This is a genomic window from Cupriavidus necator (assembly GCF_016127575.1).
GTDB lineage: Bacteria > Pseudomonadota > Gammaproteobacteria > Burkholderiales > Burkholderiaceae > Cupriavidus > Cupriavidus necator_D.
The window spans coordinates 1,176,125-1,197,440 of the sequence record NZ_CP066018.1 but is presented as its reverse complement, the minus strand read 5'-3'; the positions used below and the strand labels follow the sequence as shown (position 1 = coordinate 1,197,440).

The 21,316-nt window shown below is 69.1% G+C and carries 19 protein-coding genes; 14 read left to right on the top strand and 5 right to left on the bottom strand.

Annotated features, from left to right (window positions below):
• Positions 1 to 14 precede the first annotated feature (14 nt).
• Positions 15 to 1,313, bottom strand: a complete 1,299-nt coding sequence (locus I6H87_RS05545) for a dicarboxylate/amino acid:cation symporter (protein ID WP_010814864.1) — start codon at positions 1,311 to 1,313, stop codon at positions 15 to 17.
• A 393-nt stretch (positions 1,314 to 1,706) separates the two neighbouring features.
• On the opposite strand from I6H87_RS05545, the gene I6H87_RS05540 reads away from it, so the two are divergent.
• The 5 genes from I6H87_RS05540 (at position 1,707) to I6H87_RS05520 (ending at position 5,756) form a co-directional block, all read left to right on the top strand.
• The gene (locus I6H87_RS05540) at positions 1,707 to 2,027 is read left to right on the top strand and encodes a (2Fe-2S) ferredoxin domain-containing protein (protein WP_010814863.1); all 321 of its coding nucleotides are present in this window, start codon (positions 1,707 to 1,709) and stop codon (positions 2,025 to 2,027) included.
• A gap of 148 nt (positions 2,028 to 2,175) precedes the next feature.
• On the top strand, positions 2,176 to 2,817 hold the full coding sequence (locus tag I6H87_RS05535) for an alpha/beta hydrolase (RefSeq protein WP_010814862.1): 642 nt from the start codon (positions 2,176 to 2,178) through the stop codon (positions 2,815 to 2,817).
• A 62-nt stretch (positions 2,818 to 2,879) separates the two neighbouring features.
• The gene (locus I6H87_RS05530; protein ID WP_010814861.1) at positions 2,880 to 4,079 is read left to right on the top strand and encodes a D-alanyl-D-alanine carboxypeptidase family protein; all 1,200 of its coding nucleotides are present in this window, start codon (positions 2,880 to 2,882) and stop codon (positions 4,077 to 4,079) included.
• 61 nt (positions 4,080 to 4,140) lie between these two features.
• Positions 4,141 to 4,446, top strand: coding sequence for a YbeD family protein (locus I6H87_RS05525; RefSeq protein ID WP_010814860.1), 306 nt, complete (start codon positions 4,141 to 4,143; stop codon positions 4,444 to 4,446).
• A gap of 113 nt (positions 4,447 to 4,559) precedes the next feature.
• Positions 4,560 to 5,756, top strand: coding sequence for a class I SAM-dependent rRNA methyltransferase (locus I6H87_RS05520; RefSeq protein ID WP_010814859.1), 1,197 nt, complete (start codon positions 4,560 to 4,562; stop codon positions 5,754 to 5,756).
• Positions 5,757 to 5,775: 19 nt separating this feature from the next.
• Here the strand turns inward: I6H87_RS05520 and I6H87_RS05515 are convergent, their stop codons facing one another.
• The 3 genes from I6H87_RS05515 to I6H87_RS05505 all read right to left on the bottom strand — a co-directional run bounded on the left by I6H87_RS05515 (position 5,776) and on the right by I6H87_RS05505 (position 9,207).
• Positions 5,776 to 7,875 carry an ATP-dependent helicase gene (locus I6H87_RS05515; protein ID WP_011614452.1) on the bottom strand — a complete coding sequence of 700 codons (2,100 nt, stop codon included), beginning with the start codon at positions 7,873 to 7,875 and terminating at the stop codon, positions 5,776 to 5,778.
• 159 nt (positions 7,876 to 8,034) lie between these two features.
• Positions 8,035 to 8,571 (bottom strand): TlpA disulfide reductase family protein, encoded by a 537-nt coding sequence (locus tag I6H87_RS05510; protein ID WP_010814857.1) that lies wholly within the window; start codon positions 8,569 to 8,571, stop codon positions 8,035 to 8,037.
• Between the two features lie 111 nt (positions 8,572 to 8,682).
• A complete protein-coding gene (locus I6H87_RS05505) occupies positions 8,683 to 9,207 on the bottom strand; it encodes a SoxW family protein (protein WP_011614453.1) in 525 nt (174 codons plus the stop codon).
• A 148-nt stretch (positions 9,208 to 9,355) separates the two neighbouring features.
• Here I6H87_RS05505 and I6H87_RS05500 point away from each other — a divergent pair, with 148 nt between their 5' ends.
• The 3 genes from I6H87_RS05500 (at position 9,356) to I6H87_RS05490 (ending at position 10,955) form a co-directional block, all read left to right on the top strand.
• The gene (locus I6H87_RS05500) at positions 9,356 to 9,958 is read left to right on the top strand and encodes a hypothetical protein (protein WP_010814855.1); all 603 of its coding nucleotides are present in this window, start codon (positions 9,356 to 9,358) and stop codon (positions 9,956 to 9,958) included.
• An 82-nt stretch (positions 9,959 to 10,040) separates the two neighbouring features.
• The gene (locus I6H87_RS05495; protein ID WP_010814854.1) at positions 10,041 to 10,688 is read left to right on the top strand and encodes a LysE family transporter; all 648 of its coding nucleotides are present in this window, start codon (positions 10,041 to 10,043) and stop codon (positions 10,686 to 10,688) included.
• A gap of 78 nt (positions 10,689 to 10,766) precedes the next feature.
• Positions 10,767 to 10,955, top strand: a complete 189-nt coding sequence (locus I6H87_RS05490) for a hypothetical protein (protein WP_081050386.1) — start codon at positions 10,767 to 10,769, stop codon at positions 10,953 to 10,955.
• On the opposite strand, the gene I6H87_RS05485 is transcribed toward I6H87_RS05490, so the two are convergent.
• Positions 10,937 to 11,659, bottom strand: coding sequence for a GntR family transcriptional regulator (locus I6H87_RS05485; RefSeq protein WP_010814853.1), 723 nt, complete (start codon positions 11,657 to 11,659; stop codon positions 10,937 to 10,939). The two genes, I6H87_RS05490 and I6H87_RS05485, sit on opposite strands and share 19 nt — an antisense overlap.
• Before the next feature lie 392 nt (positions 11,660 to 12,051).
• Here I6H87_RS05485 and ptsP point away from each other — a divergent pair, with 392 nt between their 5' ends.
• From ptsP to zwf, 6 genes are all read left to right on the top strand, one after another.
• Positions 12,052 to 14,604, top strand: coding sequence for a phosphoenolpyruvate--protein phosphotransferase (gene ptsP / locus I6H87_RS05480; protein WP_011614454.1), 2,553 nt, complete (start codon positions 12,052 to 12,054; stop codon positions 14,602 to 14,604).
• 57 nt (positions 14,605 to 14,661) lie between these two features.
• Positions 14,662 to 16,371, top strand: coding sequence for an N-acetylglucosamine-specific PTS transporter subunit IIBC (nagE, locus tag I6H87_RS05475; RefSeq protein WP_011614455.1), 1,710 nt, complete (start codon positions 14,662 to 14,664; stop codon positions 16,369 to 16,371).
• A 116-nt stretch (positions 16,372 to 16,487) separates the two neighbouring features.
• Positions 16,488 to 17,552 (top strand): porin, encoded by a 1,065-nt coding sequence (locus I6H87_RS05470; RefSeq protein WP_011614456.1) that lies wholly within the window; start codon positions 16,488 to 16,490, stop codon positions 17,550 to 17,552.
• Between the two features lie 42 nt (positions 17,553 to 17,594).
• Complete coding sequence (gene nagA, locus I6H87_RS05465) at positions 17,595 to 18,698, top strand: N-acetylglucosamine-6-phosphate deacetylase (protein ID WP_010814849.1); 1,104 nt, start codon at positions 17,595 to 17,597, stop codon at positions 18,696 to 18,698.
• The gene (locus I6H87_RS05460; RefSeq protein ID WP_010814848.1) at positions 18,691 to 19,722 is read left to right on the top strand and encodes an SIS domain-containing protein; all 1,032 of its coding nucleotides are present in this window, start codon (positions 18,691 to 18,693) and stop codon (positions 19,720 to 19,722) included. Before nagA ends, I6H87_RS05460 begins: the two co-directional genes overlap by 8 nt.
• Positions 19,723 to 19,780: 58 nt before the next feature.
• A complete protein-coding gene (zwf, locus tag I6H87_RS05455) occupies positions 19,781 to 21,268 on the top strand; it encodes a glucose-6-phosphate dehydrogenase (protein ID WP_010814847.1) in 1,488 nt (495 codons plus the stop codon).
• Positions 21,269 to 21,316: the final 48 nt, after the last annotated feature.

Below are 21,316 nucleotides of genomic sequence, written 5' to 3'. Positions count from 1 at the left end.
CGGTGGTGGCGCCCTCAGCGGACGCCCTGGCCCACGTCGGCAAGATCCGCCACATCGCCGCTGCCGCCGTTCAGCACGCTGGCCAGGCGCTTGCGGTCAAGCTCGCGCTCCCATGCCGAGACCACCACCGTGGCCACGCCGTTGCCGATGATGTTGGTCAGCGCGCGGCACTCGCTCATGAAGCGGTCGATGCCGAGGATCAGCACCATGCCCGCCACGGGGATGGTCGGCACCACCGCCAGCGTCGCGGCCAGCGTGATGAAGCCCGAGCCGGTCACGCCGCTGGCGCCCTTGGAGGTGATCATCGCCACCGCCAGGATGGTCAGCTGCTGCATCAGCGTCAGCTCGATGCCGGTGGCCTGCGCGATGAAGATCACCGCCATCGTCATGTAGATGTTGGTGCCGTCCAGGTTGAACGAATAGCCGGTGGGCACCACCAGGCCCACCACCGAGCGCGAGCAGCCGAGCTTTTCCAGCTTCTCCATCATGTGCGGCAGCGCCGCTTCCGACGAGCTGGTGCCCAGCACGATCAGCAGCTCTTCCTTGATGTACGAGATGAAGCGCACGATGCTGAAGCCGGTCATGCGTGCGATCGTGCCCAGCACCACCAGCACGAAGATGATGGCCGTGAAGTAGAAGGTGCCGATCAGCTTGAGCAGCGGCACCAGCGAGCCCAGGCCGTACTTGCCGATGGTGAAAGCCATCGCGCCGAAGGCGCCGATCGGGGCCACCTTGGTGATCACGTGGACGATATGGAAGAACACCTTGGAGACCTGCTCGATCAGCTGCACCACGATGCGCGCGCGTTCGCCGAGCACGGCCAGCGCGGCGCCGAAGAACAGCGACACCAGCAGGATCTGCAGGATGTCGCCGTTGGCGAAGGCGCTGAAGACCGTGTCCGGGATGATGTGCATCAGGAACTCGACCGTGCTCTGGCCGTGCGCCTTGGACACGTACTGGGCAATCGCCTTGGTGTCCAGCGTGGCCGGGTCGATGTTGAAGCCCACGCCCGGCTTGAGCAGGTGCGCGGCGCCCAGCCCGATCAGCAATGCGAAGGTCGACACCACCTCGAAGTACAGCAGCGCCTTGCCGCCGACGCGGCCGACCTTCTTCATGTCGCTCATGCCGGCGATGCCGGTCACCACGGTGCAGAAGATGATCGGGCCGATGATCATCTTGATCAGCTTGATAAAGCCATCGCCGAGCGGCTTCATGGCCACGCCGGTGTCGGGCCAGTAGTGGCCGAGCAGGATGCCGACGCAGATGGCGAACAGGACCTGCACGTACAGGATCTTGTAGAAGGGTTTTCTCATGATGTCGTCCTCGGTGTTGACCGTACCCGGGCGCTATCGCTCGGGCCGCGCGCCGTCACGGTTGCGGCGCGTTCAGGGACGGGAATTCGCAACCGCCGTGCCAGTCAAACCGGCATTGCTAACTGGTTGATTCACAAGGAAACACCGGCCCGGCACGGGCGCGCGGCCTCCGGGATTCCGGAAATCCGGACGGCGCGACTCCGGGGTTTCGGAATGCCGGATGCATCGCAGGTGCGCGAAGCGCCACCCGATGGGGGCCGGCGGCAACTTAGACCGCCGTGCCAGGGCGCCGCCATCGCGGCCATGCCGCCGCGACACCGTATAATTCCGAGCTTCCGTTCAATGCCGTCCGGGCCGTGCCGCCGTCCGGGGCCGCCTTCTCACACCGTACGCATGAGCAGCTACTACCAGCACCACGTCTTCTTCTGCCTGAACCAGCGCGAGGCCGGCGAGAACTGCTGCGCCAACCACAACGCCCAGGCGATGCAGGAATACGCCAAGAAGCGTTGCAAGGAACTGGGCATCGCCGGCGGCGAAGGCCGCGTGCGCATCAACAAGGCAGGCTGCCTGAACCGTTGTGAACTCGGCCCGGTGCTGGTGGTCTACCCCGAGGCCATCTGGTACACCTTTGTCGACGAGCACGACATCGATGAAATCATCGACAGCCACCTGATGAAGGGCAAGCCTGTCGAACGGCTGATGGTGGACCGCTGAACCAACCGAAGCCGGCGCATGCCGGCTTGTTGCTTCCCTGTTTTGCCGCTTTGCCGTATTGCTCCGCCGCCCGCCAGCCGGACGGTTTTTTCATTTTTGCCCGGGCTTCCCGCCGGGCGCTGGCTTCACCGCCATCCTGACCGCCATCATGAACGCGCATACCCAGGTACTTTCCATCGCCGGTCCCGCCGGTGCGATCGATCTCTCGGTAGACCTGCCGCAAGGTGAGCCGCGCGGCCTGGCGCTGGTAGCGCATCCGCATCCGCTGTTCGGCGGCACCAAGGACAACAAGGTCGCGCAGACGCTGGCGCGCAGCTTCGTGCAACTGGGCTATGCCACGGTGCGCCCCAACTTCCGCGGCGTCGGCGGCAGCGCCGGCGAGCATGACAACGGCATCGCCGAGCAGGACGACCTGCTGGCCGTGGTGGCCTGGATGCGCCAGCAGACCGCGTGGTCGGCACAGGCCGCAACGCTGCCGCTGGCCATGGGCGGGTTCTCGTTCGGCAGCTTCGTCACCACCCACGTGGCGCGCCGCCTGGCCGAGGCCGGCACGCCCGCGCAGCGCCTGGTGCTGGTGGGCACCGCCGCCAGCCGCTGGCAGGTAGCCGAGGTGCCGGCCGACACCATCGTGATCCATGGCGAACAGGACGACACCGTGCCGCTGGCCAGCGTGTTCGACTGGGCCCGCCCGCAGGAGCTGCCGGTGATCGTGATCCCCGGCGCCGACCATTTCTTTCACCGCAAGCTGCACCTGATCAAGCAGCTCGTCGTCAATGCGTGGGACCGGTGAGGCCGGCACGCCGCCACCCGGACCATCCCCGCGCCACCTTCTTACTGTCGGAAAACAGAAACATGCTGAATCGAGCCACGACACGCCTTTCGTCCGCTTTTGCTCCCGCCGCCATCGCCGCCGCCATCGTGCTGGCCGCCGCGCCTGCCGCCGTCCTGGCGCAGGGCGTGCCGATGCCGCAAGTCGCAGCCAAGTCGTGGATGCTGTATGACGTGACCAGCGGCCAGGCCCTGGCGTCGCAGAATGCCGATGCGCGCATCGAGCCGGCCTCGCTGACCAAGCTGATGACCGCCTACCTGGCGTTCGAGGCACTCAAGGAAAAGCGCCTGACGCTGGACCAGGCGGTGGTGCCGACCAGCGTGGTGCTCAAGGTCAAAAGCGACGAGTCGCGCATGTTCATCGAGCCCAACAAGCCGGTCACCGTGCAGGACCTGCTGCTGGGCCTGATCGTGCAGTCGGGCAACGACGCCGCGCTGGCGCTGGCCGAAGCCGTGGGCGGCTCGGAAGAGGGCTTCGTCGCGATGATGAACCGCGAGGCCCAGCGCATGGGCATGAAGAACACCCACTTCACCAACACCGACGGCATTCCCGACCCGAACCACTACACCACCGCGGTCGACCTGGCCACGCTGACCACGCGCCTGATCAAGGACTTTCCCGAGTACTACGCCATGTACTCGCAGAAGGAGTTCACCTATAACAAGATCAGGCAGCCCAACCGCAACCGCCTGCTGTACATCGACCCGACCGTGGACGGCGTCAAGACCGGCCACACCAAGTCCGCCGGCTACTGCCTGATCTCGTCGGCCAAGCGGCCGCTGGCCAACGTGCCGGACGGCTCGCGCCGCCTGATCTCGATCGTGATCGGCACCACCACCGAACAGGTGCGCACCCAGGAAAGCCTGAAGATCCTCAACTACGGCTTCCAGTTCTTCGACACGCTGCGCCTGTACGACAAGGGCCAGGTGCTGGCCACGCCGGACATCTACAAGGGCAAGAGCGGCACGGTCAAGATCGGCGTGCAGAACGAGACCTTCGTCACCGTGCCCAAGGGCACCGGCGGACGCCTCAAGCCGGTGCTGGAGCGCCAGGAACTGCTGATCGCGCCGATCTCGGCAGGCCAGCAGGTGGGCATGGTCAAGCTGATGGACGGCACCAACAAGGTGGCGGAGTTCCCGGTGGTGGCGCTGGAAGAAGTGCCCGAGGCCGGCTTCTTCGGCCGCCTGTGGGACACCATCCGCCTGTGGTTCAAGCGCAAGTGACCTGAATGCGCGTAAGCCGGCGCGCCATGCGGCGCGCCGGTTTCGTGCCGGAGAATCCGACATGACAACCGACAAGCAAGGCAGCAACAAGCCGGGCGACATCCCGCCGGAGCAGTCGCTGATCGAATACCCCAGCCACTTTCCCATCAAGGTGATGGGCGCGATGCAGGACGGCTTTGCCGAGGCCATCGTCACGCTGGTGCAGGAGTTCGATCCCGACTTCCACGCCGGCAAGATGGAAATGCGCCCCTCCAGCGGCGGCAACTACCTGGGCCTGACCGTGACGGTGTGGGTCACCAGCCGCGAGCAGCTCGACGACTTGTATCGGGCGCTGACTTCGCATCCGATGGTGAAGGTCGTCCTCTAACCTGTCCTTCCCGCATTGTTTTCTCCCCTCTCCCGCGCGCGGGAGAGGGGAGTCGCCTTGATGCGTTCGCGCCAGTTTCAATTGCTGGTGGTCTGCAGTTTCCCCATACCAACATGAACACCATCACCCTGAAACCCGGCAAGGAAAAATCCCTGCTGCGCCGCCACCCGTGGATCTACGCCACCGGCATTGCCACGACCGAAGGGCGCTGCGAGCCGGGCGCGACCGTGATCGTGCGCGCCGCCGACGGCCGCTTCCTGGCCAAGGCCGCCTACAGCCCCGAGTCGCAGATCCGCGCGCGCGCGTGGACCTTCGATGAAAACGAGCCGGTCGACCACGCCCTGTTCAAGCGCCGCGTGGCCGCGGCCGTTGCCTACCGGCGCCAATGGGTGAAGGACAGCGACGCAGTGCGGCTGATCTTCGGCGAATCCGACCGGCTGCCCGGCCTGATCGTCGACTACTACGGCAACGGTGATAAGGGCCAGCTGGTGTGCCAGTTCAATTCGGCCGGCGTGGAACACTGGAAGACCGCGATCGTGCAGGCACTGGTCAAGGAAACCGGCTGCCCCAACGTCTATGAGCGTTCCGACGCCGCCGTGCGCCAGCGCGAAGGCCTGGAGCTGGTGACCGGGGTGCTGGCCGGCGCCGAGCCGGATCCGGCGCTGTCGGTCACCGAGCACGGCGTGCGCTACTACGTCGACGTGCGCAACGGCCACAAGACCGGCTTCTATGTCGACCAGCGCGACAACCGCAAGCTGGTGGGCGACCTGGCCGCCGGGCGCGAGGTGCTGAACTGCTTCTGCTATACCGGCGGCTTCTCGCTGGCGGCGCTGCGCGGCGGCGCCACCTCGGTGACCTCGATCGATTCGTCGGGCGAGGCGCTGAAGATCGCCGCTGGCAATGTCACGCTCAACGGCTTCGAACCCGAGCGTGCCACCTGGCTCGATGCCGACGTGTTCAAGACCCTGCGTGAATTCCGCGCCGAGGGCCGCCAGTTCGACCTGATCGTGCTGGACCCGCCCAAGTTCGCCCCGTCGGCGCAGCATATCGACCGCGCCGCGCGCGCCTACAAGGAAATCAACCTGGTCGGCATGCAGCTGCTGCGCCCGGGCGGGCTGCTGTTTACCTACTCGTGCTCGGGCGCGATCAGCATGGAGCTGTTCCAGAAGATCGTGGCGGGCGCGGTGACCGATGCGCGCGCCGATGCACGCATCCTGCGGCGGCTGTCGGCCGGCACGGATCACCCGATGCTGGCGGCATTCCCGGAAGGCGAGTACCTCAAGGGTTTGCTGCTGGAGAAGGTAGCGTAAGACGGATGTGTGGCGCTGGTCAGCGCCACATATTCCGCATCCGGCTGGCCAGGTCCACCGGCGCCAGCGCGGGTCTGGCCGGCCCTTCGCCCGGCATCGGCGGGGGTGGCCACGAGCGGCTGTAGAAGTTGGGCATCACGCGGTTGGGCAGGAAGCGCGTGCGCGACGCATACACATGCCGGTCGCCGAAGCCCACCTGCTGGTGCACGTAGAAGCGCTGCGGCACCACGATGTCCAGGTGGTCCCTGGCCCGCGTCATTGCCACATAGAGCAGCCGCCGTTCTTCCTCGATCTCTTCGGTGGTGCCGGTCGCCAGGTCGCTCGGCATGCAGCCGTCAACCGCATTGAGCACGTACACCGCCTTCCATTCCTGGCCCTTGGCCGAGTGGATGGTCGACAGGATCAGGTAGTCCTCGTCGCGCGAGGGCACGCCGGATTCGTCGCTGGAGGCGCTGGGCGGGTCCAGCGTCAGTTCGGTCAGGAAGCGCTCGCGCGCGCCGTAGGTGGCGGCGATGCGCTCCAGCTGCTGCAGGTCGGCCTGGCGCGCGGCGGCATCGTCGTGCAGGCGCTCCAGGTGCGGCGCGTACCAGGCCAGCACTTGCTCGAACTCCGACGGCCACGGCGAGGTGGGCGCCATCAGCGCGCGCGCCAGCGCCAGCAGGTCGGCCCAGGCGGGCGCTGCGGCCGGCGGCGGCTCGAATTGCTCCAGCGAGAACAAGGGCTCGGTGGCCAGCGCCAGCGCATCGAGCACGCGCGCCGCGGTCTTGGGGCCGATGCCGGGCAGCAGCTGCAGCGTGCGGAAGCCCGCCATGCGGTCGCGCGGGTTCTCCAGCCAGCGCACCACCGCCAGCGCGTCCTTGACGTGGGTCGATTCCAGGAATTTCAGCCCGCCGAACTTCACGAACGGGATATTGCGCCGGGCCAGCTCGATCTCTACCTGCGCGCTGTGGTCGGCGGCGCGGAACAGCACCGCCTGTGCCATCAGCGTCAGGCCGGCCTCGCGCCGCGCCAGCACCTGCTCGACCACGTAGCGGGCCTGGTCGGCCTCATCGTTGACCACGATCACGCCGGGCTTTTCGGCCGAGGCGCGCTCGGACCACAGGTCCTTGGTATAGCGCTCGGCCGCCAGCCCGATCACGGCGTTGGCGGCCTGCAGGATCGGCTGCGTCGAGCGGTAGTTCTGCGACAGCGTGACCTGCTGCGCGGCCGGCGTGAACTGCGCCGGGAAGTCCAGGATATTGCGCACGGTGGCGCCGCGGAAGGCGTAGATCGACTGCGCGTCGTCTCCCACCACGGTCAGGCCGCGGCCGTCCGGCCGCATGGCCAGCAGGATCGACGCCTGCAGCGCATTGGTGTCCTGGTATTCGTCGACCAGCACGTGGTCGAAGCGCGCGCCCATGTCCTGCGCGATGGTGGGCTCGGCCATGGCCTGCGCCCAGTACAGCAGCAGGTCGTCATAGTCCAGCACATGCTGCTTCTGCTTGGCCTCGACATAGCCGGCGAACAGGGTGCGCAGCGCATCCGCCCACATCGCGTAGCGCGGGAACTGCTGCTTGAGCACGTCTTCCAGCGGCGCCTGGGTGTTGACCACGCGCGAGTAGATCGCCAGGCAGGTTTCCTTCTTCGGGAAGCGGCTGGCGGTCTCCGACAGGCCCAGGTCGTGGCGCACCACGTGCATCAGGTCGGCGGCATCGCCGCGGTCGCTGATGGTGAAGGCGGGCGACAGGCCCAGGGTCTCGGCGTATTCGCGCAGCAGGCGCGCGCCGATGGCGTGGAAGGTGCCGGACCACTGCAGCGCCGCGCGCCCCGCGCCGGTCTGGGTGCCGAGCGCCTGGTCGACGATGCGCTCGACGCGCCGTCCCATCTCCGCCGCGGCGCGGCGCGAGAACGTCAGCAGCAGGATGCGTCGCGGATCGGCGCCGGCCAGCACCAGGTGCGCGACCCGGTGCGCCAGCGTATTGGTCTTGCCCGAGCCGGCGCCGGCGATGATCAGCAGCGGCGCGTCGCTGCCGTGTTCCACCGCGGCGCGCTGCTCCGGGTTGAGCCGGGACAGGTAGGCGGGGACATCATCGGCTCCAGGGGCAGCGAGGTCGGCGGCGGGGGCTAGGTCCAAAGTCACAGGCGGGGCTCGGGGAAGGCTCGGAAAACTCAGAAAAAGGCTGGCGCCAACTGTATATCCATACAGGGATGTCGCGCAACCTGCTGCCCTAGCGATCGTGCGCAAAAACAGAAAAAGGTGCTCGATGAGCACCTTTTCGCTGCGGTTGCCGCGGGAGCGTTACGCGGACTTTGCCAGCGCGCCATCCAGCAGCTTGTGCAGCGCATCCCACTCGGGCTCGCCCACATAGCGCTTCAGGATGCGGCCGTCCTTGTCGACCACGAAGGTGGTCGGCGTCAGCTGCACATTGCCGAAGGCCCTGGCCGCGGTGCCGTCGGAATCCATCGCCACCTTGAACGGCAGGCCGCGCGTCCTGGCGTAGTTCATTACATACATGGGCGGGTCGTAGTTCATCGCCACGGCGACGAATTCCAGCCCCTTGCCCTTGAACTGCTCATAGGTGCGGACCATGTCAGGCATTTCCTTGACGCAGGTGGCGCAGCTGGTGGCCCAGAAGTTGATCATGTAGACCTTGCCCTTGAGGTCGGCGGTGCTGACCTTCTCGCCCGACAGCAGCGTGAAGGTGGCCGCCGGGGCCGTATTGGCCGGCGCCAGCGCGCGGTAGCCGAACCAGCCCAGCAGCGCGAGCACGACCACGGCCGCGACGATGGGCCAGGGCTTGCGGGAGGATTTGGTGGCAGGGGCAGCAGTGGTCATGGAATCCGGGTCAGGCAGGTTCGGTCAGCAATGGGACATTCTAATGCCGCAGGCGTTCGCGCGCTGCGCGGGGCCGGGCTGCGGCAATCCGCCGCAAGCGTCCCGATCGATTCAGCGCCGGACGGCGGCGCGTGCCTGGTCCAGCGCCTGTTCCAGGTAGGCGCCGTAGAAATCCGGCTGCATGCCGCGCAGCGGGCCGGCGGCGGCGCGGCCCTGGCGGTCCAGGAACAGCACCGTGGGCGCCACCCGCACCTGGTGCGCCCGGGCCCACGCGCGCGCGGTGGTCAGGCTGCCGTCGGCATCGCGCAGCGGGGTGTCGGCGGTCATGTCGAGCTCGCGCACGGCAATCTCGCCGGCGGCGGCCTGCGGGCCCAGGTAGTTGCGGCGCACCGCGTCGCAATAGCTGCAGCCCGGCATCGACACCAGCACCACCAGCGGCTCGCCGCGGCGCGCGGCCTCGGTGCCGTGGGCGGCCAGGTCGGTGGCCGGCGGCAGGTGGGCGGGGCTGGCCGCGGCTGCGGGCATGCCGGCCGCGGCTGCGGGCATGCCGGCCGCGGCTGCCAGCAACGCACCCGCGGCCACCCAGCGCAGGCTGGCTATGGCGAAGGCGTGGCGGGCAATGAGGGCGGCAGGCATGGCTGGAACGTGGGGGCAGGGCGGTAGCGGGAGCGGCGCAGCAAGCACTGAAGCGCCGCTTTCGGGATAATACCGGTTTCCGCCCGCAGGCGATGGCGTCCGCCAGCGCCGCCCGCAGCCTGCGCGCGCCGTCCCCCATGGATTCCCGATGCGTCTTGTGCCGCCCCCGCCGAGCTTTCCTGCCGCTGTCCGCCGCCCGCTGCTGTGCTGTGCCGCCGTGCTGGCATTCGCCCTGTGCGCCTGTTCACCGCGCTATGACTGGCGCACCATCCAGTCCGGCGAGGGCGCCTACGCCGCGCTCTATCCGGGCAAGCCCACCAGCGCCGCGCGCGACGTGACCATTGCCGGGCGCAAGCTGCCGATGACGATGGAAGCTGCGCGCGTCGACGACACGCTGTTCGCCGTGGGCGTGGTGACGCTGCCCGCCGATGACGAAGCGCTGCGGCGCGAGGCGCTGGCGGCGATGCAGGCCGGCCTGCTGGCCAACCTCGGCACGCCGTCGGGCGAGCCGCGCGCGCGGCCCGTCACCGTGATGAGCGCCGACCGTCCGGGCCGCCCGCTTGCCGGCGTGGAAGTGCAGGCCAGCGGGGTGTCGCCGCAGGACCAGTCGCCGCGCCGGCTGACGGCGCGCCTGGTGGCGGTGGGTACGCGCGCGTACCAGGCGGTGGTGCTGGAATCGGGCGATGCCGCGCGCGACGCGCGCCAGGCCGAGCAGGTGGAGCAGTTCCTGGGCGGCTTCCACCCGTTCTGACGCGCCGCGTCGCAGGAAAGATTGTTGGTGCCGTGGCTGCGGGAGCGTGGCCCCGGCATGGTTGTCGTCAAAGGAGAGTGGGATGCGTTGGGAAGTATGGTTGGCTTTTTTCGCCGCGTGCTGGGTGATCGCCGTGTCGCCGGGGTCGGGCGCGGTGCTGTCGATGAGCCATGGGCTCTCGTACGGGCTGCGCAGGACCACCACCACCATCTTTGGCCTGCAGGCCGGGCTGGTGATCGTGCTGCTGGTGGCGGGCGGCGGCCTGGGCGCGCTGCTGCTGGCCTCGGAGCAGGCCTTCATGGTGGTCAAGACGATAGGCGCGCTGTACCTGATCTACCTCGGCGTGCAGCAATGGCGCGCGCAGGTGGAGAGCGGGGCGGACCAGGGTGGCAGCACCGCCCCCGTGCGCGTAGCGGTGATGAGCCGGCGCCGGCGCTTTGCCACCGGCCTGCTGACCAATGTGACCAACCCCAAGGGCATCATCTTCATGGTCGCGGTGCTGCCGCAGTTCATCGATCCCAACCGGCCGCTTGCGCTGCAGCTGGCGATCCTGGCGGCCACCATGTGCTGCGTGGACCTGGTGGTGATGCATGGCTATGCGCTGCTGGCGTCGCGCATGCAGGGGCTGTTCCGTAATGCGCGCGCGGTGCGCTGGCAGAACCGCTTCTTTGGCAGCGTGCTGATGGCGGTGGGCGCGGCGCTGTTCTTCGTGCGCCGGCAACACGCCTGAGCGGCGTCTGCATCAATACTGGCGCGCACCGGCCGGGTTTGCTTCAATGAGGAGGAAACCCGGCCACGGAGACCCCGCATGCCCGCCTTGCCGAACCCCCACGCCGGTGCGCGCCTGCAGCCGCGCCATACCGTGCCCCCGGTCGAAGAGCCCGGGCCGCCGGGCATCCCCCCGGACTTGCCGTTGCCGCCAGAGGAAGATCCGACCCCGCCCCCGGTCGAGCCGCCGGTTGCCGGGCGTGCCGGGCACTACTGCTTCAGCTCGTAGAAATCGTTCAGGCAGTAGCCGTCGGTCAGTTCGACCGGCTGGTCGCCATGGGTGTAGCCGGTGCGCAGGATATGCAGCAGCGGCTCGCCGGGCGCGATCTGCAGGCGCGCGGCCAGTGCTTCGCCGGCGACGATCGCGCGCAGCCTTTCGGTGACGCGCAGCACCGGCTTGCCGATCCGCTCCAGGTAGGCGTACAGCGATTCGCCGATGGCGCTGGCGTCGGGCAGCACGGCCAGTGCCAGCGTGGTGACATCCATCCAGAAGACCTGCCCGTCGGCCTTGCGCAGGCGGGTCAGGCTGACAATCTCTTCCCCTTCCTGCAGCGCCAGCGCCGCAGCCTCCTGGGGCGTGGCGCGGCGGCGTTCGAACGCCACCAGTTCGCTGGCCGGCGTCATGCCGCGCCGGCGCGCCAGCTCGCTGAAGTTGTCCAGCCGCGCCGCCTTCTGCTCAGGGCGCGGCGCGACAAAGGTGCCCGCGCCGCGGCTGCGCGTGATCGCGCCTTCCTCTGCCAGCACCTGCAGCGCGCGCCGCGCCGTGACGCGTGAAATCTCCAGTGAATCCACCAGCGTGCGCTCGGACGGCAGCGCGTCGCCAACCCGCCATTGGCCGGCCTGGATGGCCGCGGCCAGCCTGCGCGCCACTTGCAGGTAGATCGGCGTCGCCTCCGCTTCGTCCGGCTTGAGAGCCTGCAGCCGTTGATCCATTGCGAATCCTCGTAGGTACCAGAGTGTGGAGGTGATGATACCACTTTAGGACATTTGACGTCGATGGTGCGGCATTGCGTCATCTGGGCGATAACATCGCCATCGCTTCGCTTTACGTCAATTGGTATTGAAATGGTTCTGCTGATTATGGCGTCGGAAAATGCTGCTGTGATTTGGAAAAATCTTACCTATCTCCGTGGGTTATGGTGATTAAGGCGAATGTGAGGACCATCCAAGGACTGTTTTGCCTTGCCTCAATAAAGATGCCACTTAGATACAATATTGTTGTAGTGGTTTTCACTGGTATTTTTATTGTCGGTTGCCGTCTATCTTTCGCCTGACCCTGGCGCCGTCGCATTTCTGCACCGGCCGCCGCGACTTCTGGAAGCAAAATGGCTGAGACGAGCGAAACCCTGTTGCTGCGGGCTCCGGTGAGCGGAGTGCTGCTTCCCCTCGCGGCCGTGCCGGACCCGGTCTTTGCCGACGGCATGTTCGGCGACGGCCTGGCCATCGACCCCCTGAGCGACACGCTGGTGGCGCCTTGCGACGGCACCATCGTCCACCTGGCCGCCACCGGCCACGCCCTGACGCTGCAGGCTCCGTGCGGGGCGCAGGTGCTGCTCCATGTCGGCATCGATACGGTGTCGCTGCGCGGCGAAGGCTTTGCGCCTTGCGTGGCGCAGGGCGCTGCCGTGCGCCAGGGGGATGCGCTGATCCGTTTCGATGTCGACCGTGTCGCGCAGCAGGCGTCGAGCCTGGTGACGGTGATGGCAATCGCCAATGGCGATGCCTTCACGGTCGCCGGCAGGACCGGCGCGGCGCAGGCCGACGCGGGCCGCACGGTGCTGCTGCAGGTGCGTGCCGCGGGTGCCGCGGCGCCCGCGCAGGAAGACCACGCGAGCGCAGCCGAACAGCGGCGCACGGTCACGCTGGCCTGCCCCGGCGGCTTGCACGCGCGGCCCGCGGCACGGGCGCGCGAAGCCGCGCGCGGCCTGGACGCCGCCGTCGCATTGCACTACGGCGGCCGGCAGGCGAGCCTGGCCAGCCTGGTGTCGCTGCTGGGCCTGGCCGCCGACGAGGGCGCCGCGGTCGAGCTGGTGGCGACCGGCCGCGATGCCGGTGCCGCGCTCGATGCGGTCGCATACGAACTGCAGCGCGCCGGCGTGGGCGAAGAAGAACCCGTGCCCACGGTGGCCGCACCGATTGCGCAGCCTGGGCCGGGCGCCGGCCTGCCGGCGGATGGCATCCCCGGCGTGGCTGCCGCCCCCGGCATCGCGATCGGCACGCTGCACTGGTGGCGCGAGACCACGCCGGAGCCGGCCGAGGCCGGCCAGGGGATTGCTGCCGAGCGCGAGGCCCTGCGCGCCGCGCTGGCGGCCATCGACGCCCAGCTGGCGCATGAGAGCGAAGCCGCCACCGCACGCCGCGCCGGCGCCGAGGCCGGCATCTTCGCCATGCATCGCGCGCTGCTGGAAGACCCGGCCCTGCAGGCCGCGGCCGAGACCATGATCGCCGCCGGCAAGAGCGCGGGCTTTGCCTGGCGCGAGGCCACCCGGGCCGAAGCCGCCATGCTGTCCGCGATGGCCGACCGCCGCATGGCCGAACGCGCTGCCGACCTGCTGGACCTGGGCAAGCGCGTGCTGCGTGCGCTGGCCCCGGCGGGCAGTGCCCCGGTCCAGCTGCCCGCACCGGCCGCCGACGGCGATGTCATCGTGCTGGCCGCCGGGGAATTCACGCCGTCCGACCTGACCGGACTGGACCGCACCCGGGTTGCCGCACTGGTGATGGCGCGCGGCGGCCCGACCTCGCACGCGGCCATCATCGCGCGTCAGCTCGGCATCCCTTGCCTGGTGGCTCTGGGCAGCGCGCTGGAGCGCCTGCAGGACGGCACGCCGGTCATCGCCGACGGCGACAGCGCCCGCCTGCACGCCTGCCCCGATGCGCATTTGCTGGCCGCCGCCGCCAGCGCCGTCAGGCTGCGCGCGCAGCAGCGCGAGGCCGACCTGCGCGCCGCGCACGCCGCGGCCAGCACCCGCGACGGCGTGCCTATTGAGGTGGCCGCGAATATCGGCAGCCTCGACGACGCCCGCAATGCCGTGGCGCATGGTGCCGACGCGGTCGGCTTGCTGCGCACCGAACTGCTGTTCCTGCACGGCGACGCAGCCCCCGCGGCGGCGGACCACACCGCCAGCTGCCAGGCCATTGCCGATGCCCTGCAGGGCCGCAGCGCGATCGTGCGCACGCTTGATATCGGCGCCGACAAGGACGCCGCCTGGCTGCACCTGCCTGCCGAAGACAACCCCGCCCTGGGCCTGCGCGGCGTGCGCCTGGCGCAGGTGCGCCCGCAACTGCTGGACGACCAGCTGCGCGGCCTGCTTGCAGTGCGCGCGAGCGGGCCGCTGCGCATCCTGCTGCCGATGGTCAGCGAGGTCGGCGAACTGCTGGCCTGGCGCGAACGCATCCGTGCGCTGGCGGCCGAAGCCGGTACCGATCCCGAGATCGAGGTCGGCGTGATGATCGAAGTCCCTTCCGCCGCGCTGCTGGCCGACCAGCTGGCCGAGCACGCCGATTTCTTCTCGATCGGCACCAACGACCTGACCCAGTACACCCTGGCCATTGACCGCTGCCAGCCGGAGCTGGCGGCACGCATGGATGGCCTGCATCCCGCGGTGCTGCGCATGATCGCCGCCACCACCGAGGGCGCCGCGCGCCACGGGCGCTGGGTAGGCGTGTGCGGCGCGCTGGCGGGCGACCCGCTGGCCGTGCCGGTGCTGGTCGGGCTGGGCGTGACCGAGTTGTCAGTCGACGCCGGGCTGGTGCCGGGCGTCAAGGCGCGCGTGCGCGCGCTCTCGCATGCCGATTGCCGGCAGCGCGCAGGCGAATTGTTGCGGCTGCCGTCAGCCGCCGCGGTGCGCGACGCGTGCCGCCGCTACTGGCCGGCATAAGCGCCGGTCGACCACAACCCAATACGCGCCACGCGCGCACAGATTCGGAGAACGCCAATGAAGATGGACCTGCTGCCCAGGGTGCAACGCCTGGGCGCCACGCTGATGCTGCCGATTGCCGTGCTGCCCGTGGCCGGCCTGCTGCTGCGCCTGGGCCAGCCCGACGTATTCGACATCAAGCTGATGGCCGAGGCCGGCAACGCGGTCTTTGCCAACCTGGCCCTGCTGTTCGCGATCGGCGTGGCGGTGGGCTTTGCGCGCGACAACAACGGCGCGGCGGCACTGGCCGGCACCATCGGCTACCTGGTGCTGACCACGGTGCTGAAGACCATCGACAAATCGCTCGACATGGGCGTGCTGGCCGGCATCGTCGCCGGCGCGGTGGCGGGCGGGCTCTACAATCGCTATCGCAATGTCGCGCTGCCACCCTATCTGGGCTTCTTTTCCGGCAAGCGCTTCGTTCCCATCGTCACCGCGCTGTGCTGCCTGCTGCTGGGCATCGTGCTGGCCTATGCGTGGGCGCCGGTGCAGGCCGGCATTAACGCGGCCGGCGCGTGGCTGACCACGGCGGGCTCGGCCGGCGCCTTGGTGTTCGGGCTGCTGAACCGGCTGCTGCTGGTCACCGGGCTGCACCACCTGATCAATACCCTGGCGTGGTTCGTGTTCGGCAACTACGCCGATCCGGCCACGGGGGCGGCGGTATCGGGCGACCTGCACCGCTACTTTGCCGGCGACCCCGGCGCAGGCCTGTTCATGACCGGCTTTTTCCCGGTGATGATGTTCGGCCTGCCCGCGGCCTGCCTGGCGATGTACCACGAGACGCCGCCGGCGCGGCGCGCGCTGGTTGGCGGCATGCTGTTCTCGATGGCACTGACCTCGTTCCTGACCGGCATCACCGAGCCGATCGAGTTCAGCTTCATGTTCCTGGCGCCGGTGCTGTACGGCCTGCATGCGCTGATGACCGGCCTGTCGATGGCGCTGTGCCATGCGCTCGATATCCGGCTGGGCTTCACCTTCTCGGCCGGCGCGATCGACTATGTGCTGGGCTACGGGCTGTCCAGCCGCGGCTGGCTGGCGATTCCGCTGGGGCTGGCCTATGCGCTGGTCTATTACGGGCTGTTCCGCTTCTTTATCCGCCGCTTCAACCTGCTGACGCCGGGCCGCGATGAAGTGGTGCCCGTGGCGGCCGCCGGCGGTGCCGCGCAGCCGGCCGCGGGCAGCGTGGCGCAACAGTATGTCGAAGCGCTGGGCGGCCCTGCCAACCTGGTCGTGGTCGATGCCTGCACCACGCGTCTGCGGCTGAACGTGGCCGACATCGGCGCGGTGTCCGAGCCGCGGCTCAAGGCACTGGGCGTACGCGGCGTGCTCAAGCGCCCGCCCAATGTGGTGCAGGTGGTGATCGGGCCGCAGGCCGAGCAGGTTGCCGGTGATATCCGCGCGGTGCTGCAGCAGGCGCCGCAGGCCACGGCCGTGGTGGCTGCTGCGCCCGCCGTTGCTACCCAGGCGTCCGTGCCGGCTGCCGGTGCTTTCGATCCCGCCTGGTGGATCGATGCGCTGGGCGGCGCCGCCAATATCGCCTCGGTCGGCGTGGTGGCACTGACGCGGCTGCGCGTGGTGGTGCGCGAGCGCGCCCGGGTGCGCGCCGACCACCTTGCGGGCAGCCAGCTGATGTGGATCGGCGATGACACCGCCCATATCGCCTTCGGCCATGCGGCAGACGGACACGCTGCCGCCTTCGAGCGCGCCCTGCAGGCCATGCCCACCTGACCCCCGCCGCCGCAGCCGTGCGGCTGCGGTCGACCTTCCCCATCGGCAACAACAACGACGGCCGCGACGACAGCCGCGCCGGTGGATACCGTCTGCTTATCCAGGAGTCATTGATCGTGAAACGCATTGCACTGACGGCGCTGCTCGCAGCGTCGGCCGGGGGCGCCTGCGCCCAGTCCGCCGGCACCGGCATCACCTTGTATGGCCGCGCCGTGGCCGGCCTCGACTATGTCAACGGCATCGCCCGCCCGGGCGGCGACGTGGACACCTTCCGCTTCGGCAGCAACCAGTACGGCGTCAGCTTCTGGGGCATGCGCGGCGCAGAAGACCTTGGCGGCGGCCTGCGCGGGGTCTTCAACCTGGAGGGCATGATCACCTCCGGCACCGGGCGCTCCGATCCGCTGTTCAACCGGCGCGCGCAAGTGGGCCTGGCCAGTAACGACTGGGGCACGCTGCTGCTGGGCCGGGCCATGAGCCTGACCGACGACGAGAGCGGCGCGATCGACCCGATGGGCCTGCAGGCCAGCTCGGTCGCGACGCTGGTCTATGGCCGCAACTGGGGCTCGCGCACCAATGCCGTGACCTACAACTCGCCGGTGTGGGGCGGGCTGAGTGTGCGCGCGCAGGCCGGCAGCGACGGCGTGGCGGGCAGCTTCAACAGCGGCAAGCAGTTGAGCGCGGCCGTCAAGTACGCGCAGGGCAACCTGAGCCTGACCGGCATCTACGAGGAACTGCGCGACACGCAGGGCCGCATGGACAACCTGTATGTCAACTCGCGCCAGTACACGCTCGGTGGCAGCTATGCGCTGAACAACCTGCGCCTGTTCGCCGGCTATAACCTGACCGTGTCCTCGGGCGATACCGTGGCCACGCCGGAGAACCCCTACGCCGCCACGCGCAGCCAGATGGCATGGGTCGGCGCCAACTACCGCCTGCTGCCGGCGCTGACGCTGCTGTCCGGCGTCTACTACGCCACCCTGAACAATGGCGGCGGGCATGGCACGCTTGTCACACTGGGCGCAAAGTATGACTTGTCGAAGCGCACCTCGCTGTATGGCACGGTGGCGTCGGTGTTCAACTCGCGCAATGCCACCTTCTCGGTGGAGGCGTCGCCGGACACCATGCCGGGCGCCGGGGCGAACCAGCAGGGCGCCTATGCCGGCATCATCCACCTGTTCTGACGGTGGCTGGCCGGTGATCTGAATGTATTGGAGAGTATTGCCATGAAAGGAAACATCCTGACGCCGGCCGGCTGGATCTTCGGAGAGATCCATGCCGGCCCGGACGGACGCATCGCGCGCATCGAGGGCGTGCCCGCCTCGCCTGAGCACAACGATGCCCCGTACGTGCTGCCGGGGTTTGTCGACCTGCTCAACCACGGCGGCGGCGGCAAGGACTTCATGGATGGCGAGGCCGCGGTGCCGGTGATCCTGCGCGCGCATGTGCGCTTTGGCACCACCAGCCTGCTGGGCAGCACCATGACCTCGCCGCACGACGTGCTGCTGCCCGCACTGCAGGCGCTGAACCGCGCCTGCGCGCAGCGCCCGCCCGGCGCGGCGCGCATGCTGGGCGTGCACCTGGAAGGGCCGTATATCAACCCCGGCAAGCTGGGCGCGCAGCCCGATACCTCGGCCACTGCCACGCCGGAAGAACTGGAGCAGTACCTCGGCGCCGCGCCGCTGAAGGTGGTGACGCTGGCGCCCGAACTGCCGGGGCATCTGGACATCATCCGCCTGCTGGTCGCGCGCGGCGTGCGCGTGCAGCTGGGCCACACGCTGGGCACCTATGAGGACGCGGTGGCCGCGCTGGATGCCGGCGCCAGCGGCTTCACCCACCTGTTCAACGCGATGACCCCGCTGCAGCACCGCGCGCCCGGCATGGTGGCGGCAGCGCTGGCCCATGCCGAGTTTGCCGAGCTGATCCCCGACCTGCTGCACGTTCATCCGGGCGCGATCCGCGCCGCGCTGCGCGCGATTCCGCGGCTGTATGCGGTGACGGACGCCACCGCCGCCGCGGGCATGCCGGACGGCGTGTACCACCTGGGCAGCCAGACCGTCTACAAGGTCCACGGCAGCGTGCGCCTGGCCGATGGCACGCTGGCCGGCAGCGTGCTGACCATGGACCAGGCGCTGCGCAACTTCGTGTCGATCGGGCTGGACCTCGCCGATGCGTCGCGGCGCGTTTCGCTGTATCCGGCCCAGTACCTGGGCATGTCCGACCGCGGCATGCTGGCACAGGGCTGCTGGGCCGACGCGGTCGTGCTGGACCGCGCGCTCTTGGTGCGCACCGTTTATGTCGAAGGAGAATGCTGTGTCGAGAATGCTTGAAGAGGCGCTGAGCGCGCCGGCCGTGGTGGCCGCGCAGTTGGCGCAGGCGCCGCGCGTGGCCGCGCTGGCTGCGCAACTCGCCGCGCAGGCCTGGCCCGCGGCGCTGACCGTGGCGCGCGGCAGCTCGGACCATGCCGCCAGCTACTTCGCCACGCTGGTCACGCGCCGGCTGGGCGTGCCGGTGGCCTCGCTGCCGATGTCGACGGTGACGCTGCACGACAGCGCGCTGCGCGTGGCCGGGCAGCTGGCGGTGGCGTTCTCGCAGTCGGGCCGCAGCCCCGACCTGGTCGAGACCATGCAAGCGCTGCGCGACCGCGGCGCCGCCACCGTGGCGCTGGTCAACGCGCCCGATTCGCCGCTGGCGCAGGCGTGCGCGCATGAACTGCCCCTGCTTGCCGGCCCCGAGCAGAGCGTGGCCGCGACCAAGAGCTATATCGCCATGCTGTCGATGTCGGCGCTGCTGGTGGGGCATCTCGAGGCCGCACGCAGCGGCGAGCACGAACTGGTCGATGCCTGCGCAGGCTTGCCGGCCGCGCTGGCGCAAGCGGCCGCGCAGGACTGGTCGGCGCTGGTGCCAGCGCTGCGCGACGTCGAGCGCATGATCGTGCTGGGCCGCGGCGCGGGCCTGGCGATCGCGCAGGAAGCGGCGCTCAAGCTCAAGGAGACCTCCGGCATCCAGGCCGAGGCTTTCTCCGGCGCCGAAGTGCGGCATGGCCCGATGGAAATCATCGGCGACGGCTACCCGCTGCTGGTGTTCGCGCCGCGCGGACCGGAACAGGCGGGACTGCTGGCGCTGGCCGCCGAGATGCGCAAGCGCGGTGCGCGCGTGCTGCTGGCGGCGCCTCCTGGCACGGTTGATGCGGAGCTGCCCCTGGAGTTGCCGCTGGTGCCGGCCGGCCATCCGCTGCTCGATCCGGTCTGCGCCATCCAGGGCTTCTATGTCGCGGCGCAGGCGCTGGCGCTGGCACGCGGCCGCAATCCCGACCAGCCGCAGTACCTGCGCAAGGTGACCGAGACGCGCTGAGCCGGCCCATACCGCCCCAATACCGCCCCATGCCGCCCCGGCAAGCAAGGAGTCCGTCATGCAAACCACCCGAACCGCCTCTTCTTCCGGCACTGCCGACGCGCGGCCACTGGACCTCGTCATCTTCGGCGGCGCCGGCGACCTGTCGGCACGCAAGCTGCTGCCATCGCTCTACATGTGCCACCGCGACGGCAACCTGCCCGACGGCACCCGCATCATCGGCGTGGGCCGGCACCGCTGGGACCGCGAGGCCTTTGTCAATTTTGCCGATGAAAGCGCACAACCCTTTGTCGAAGCGCGCTATCTCGAGCCGGCCAAATGGCAGACCTTCCTGCAGCGGCTGGATTTCGTGCACGTTGACGCGTCGCAGTCCGGGGACTATCCGGCGCTGGCCGCGCAACTGCGCCAGGAGGCGCTGCGCATCTATTACATGGCGATGCCGCCGGGCTTGTTCGCGGCCACCTGCGACAACCTTGCCAGCCATGGCCTGATCGCCAACGACACCCGGCTGGTGCTGGAAAAACCGCTGGGCGTGGACCTGGCCTCGGCCATCGGCATCGGCGAGGTGGTCAGCCGCTACTTCAGCGAGGACCGCACCTACCGGATCGACCACTACCTGGGCAAGGAAACGGTGCAGAACCTGATGGCGCTGCGCTTCGGCAATTCGATCTTCGAGCCGCTGTGGCGCACGCCGTTCGTGCGCAGCGTGCAGATCACCGTGGCCGAGACCGTGGGCGTGGGCACGCGCGGCGGCTTCTACGACGAGGCCGGCGCCATGCGCGACATGGTGCAGAACCACCTGCTGCAGCTGGTCAGCATCCTGGCGATGGAGCCGCCGGCAGCGCTCACCTCCGATGCGGTGCGCGATGAGAAGCTCAAGGTGCTGCGCTCGCTGCGGCCGATGTCGCCCGAGGACGTACGCCGCAATACCGTGCGCGGCCAGTACACCGCGGGCGCCATCGCCGGCGAGCTGGTGCGCGGCTACCTGCAGGAAGAAGGCATTCCGCCAGACAGCCGCACCGAGACCTTCGTCGCGATGCGCGCCGAGCTCGGCACGTGGCGCTGGAACAAGGTGCCGTTCTACCTGCGCACTGGCAAGCGCATGCAGGAGCGCGTGACCGAGGTGGTGATCAACTTCGCCGAGGTGCCGCATTCGATCTTCGATGCCGGCAGCACGCTGCAGCCCAACCGCATGGTGATCCGGCTGCAGCCGGAAGAGTCGGTGCGGCTGACGCTGATGGTCAAGCAGCCAGGCGAGGGCATGAAGCTGAAGCCGCTGAGCCTGGCGCTGAACCTGGACTCGGCCTTCACCACCCGGCGCGCCGAAGCCTACGAGCGCCTGCTGCTCGACGTGATACGCGGACGGCTGGCGCTGTTCGTGCGGCGCGACGAACTGCAGGCCGCCTGGACCTGGGTCGACCCGATCCTGGAAGCGTGGCGCCAGCAGGACGAAGGCCCGCGCCCCTATACCGCCGGCACCTGGGGCCCGGCGGCTTCGTCGGCGTTCATGGCGCGCGAAGGCGTGCAGTGGTCTGAGGAGGCGTGATGCGGCTGACCGAACGCGGGCTGCGACGCTGGCTTCGCTTGTAGCTTA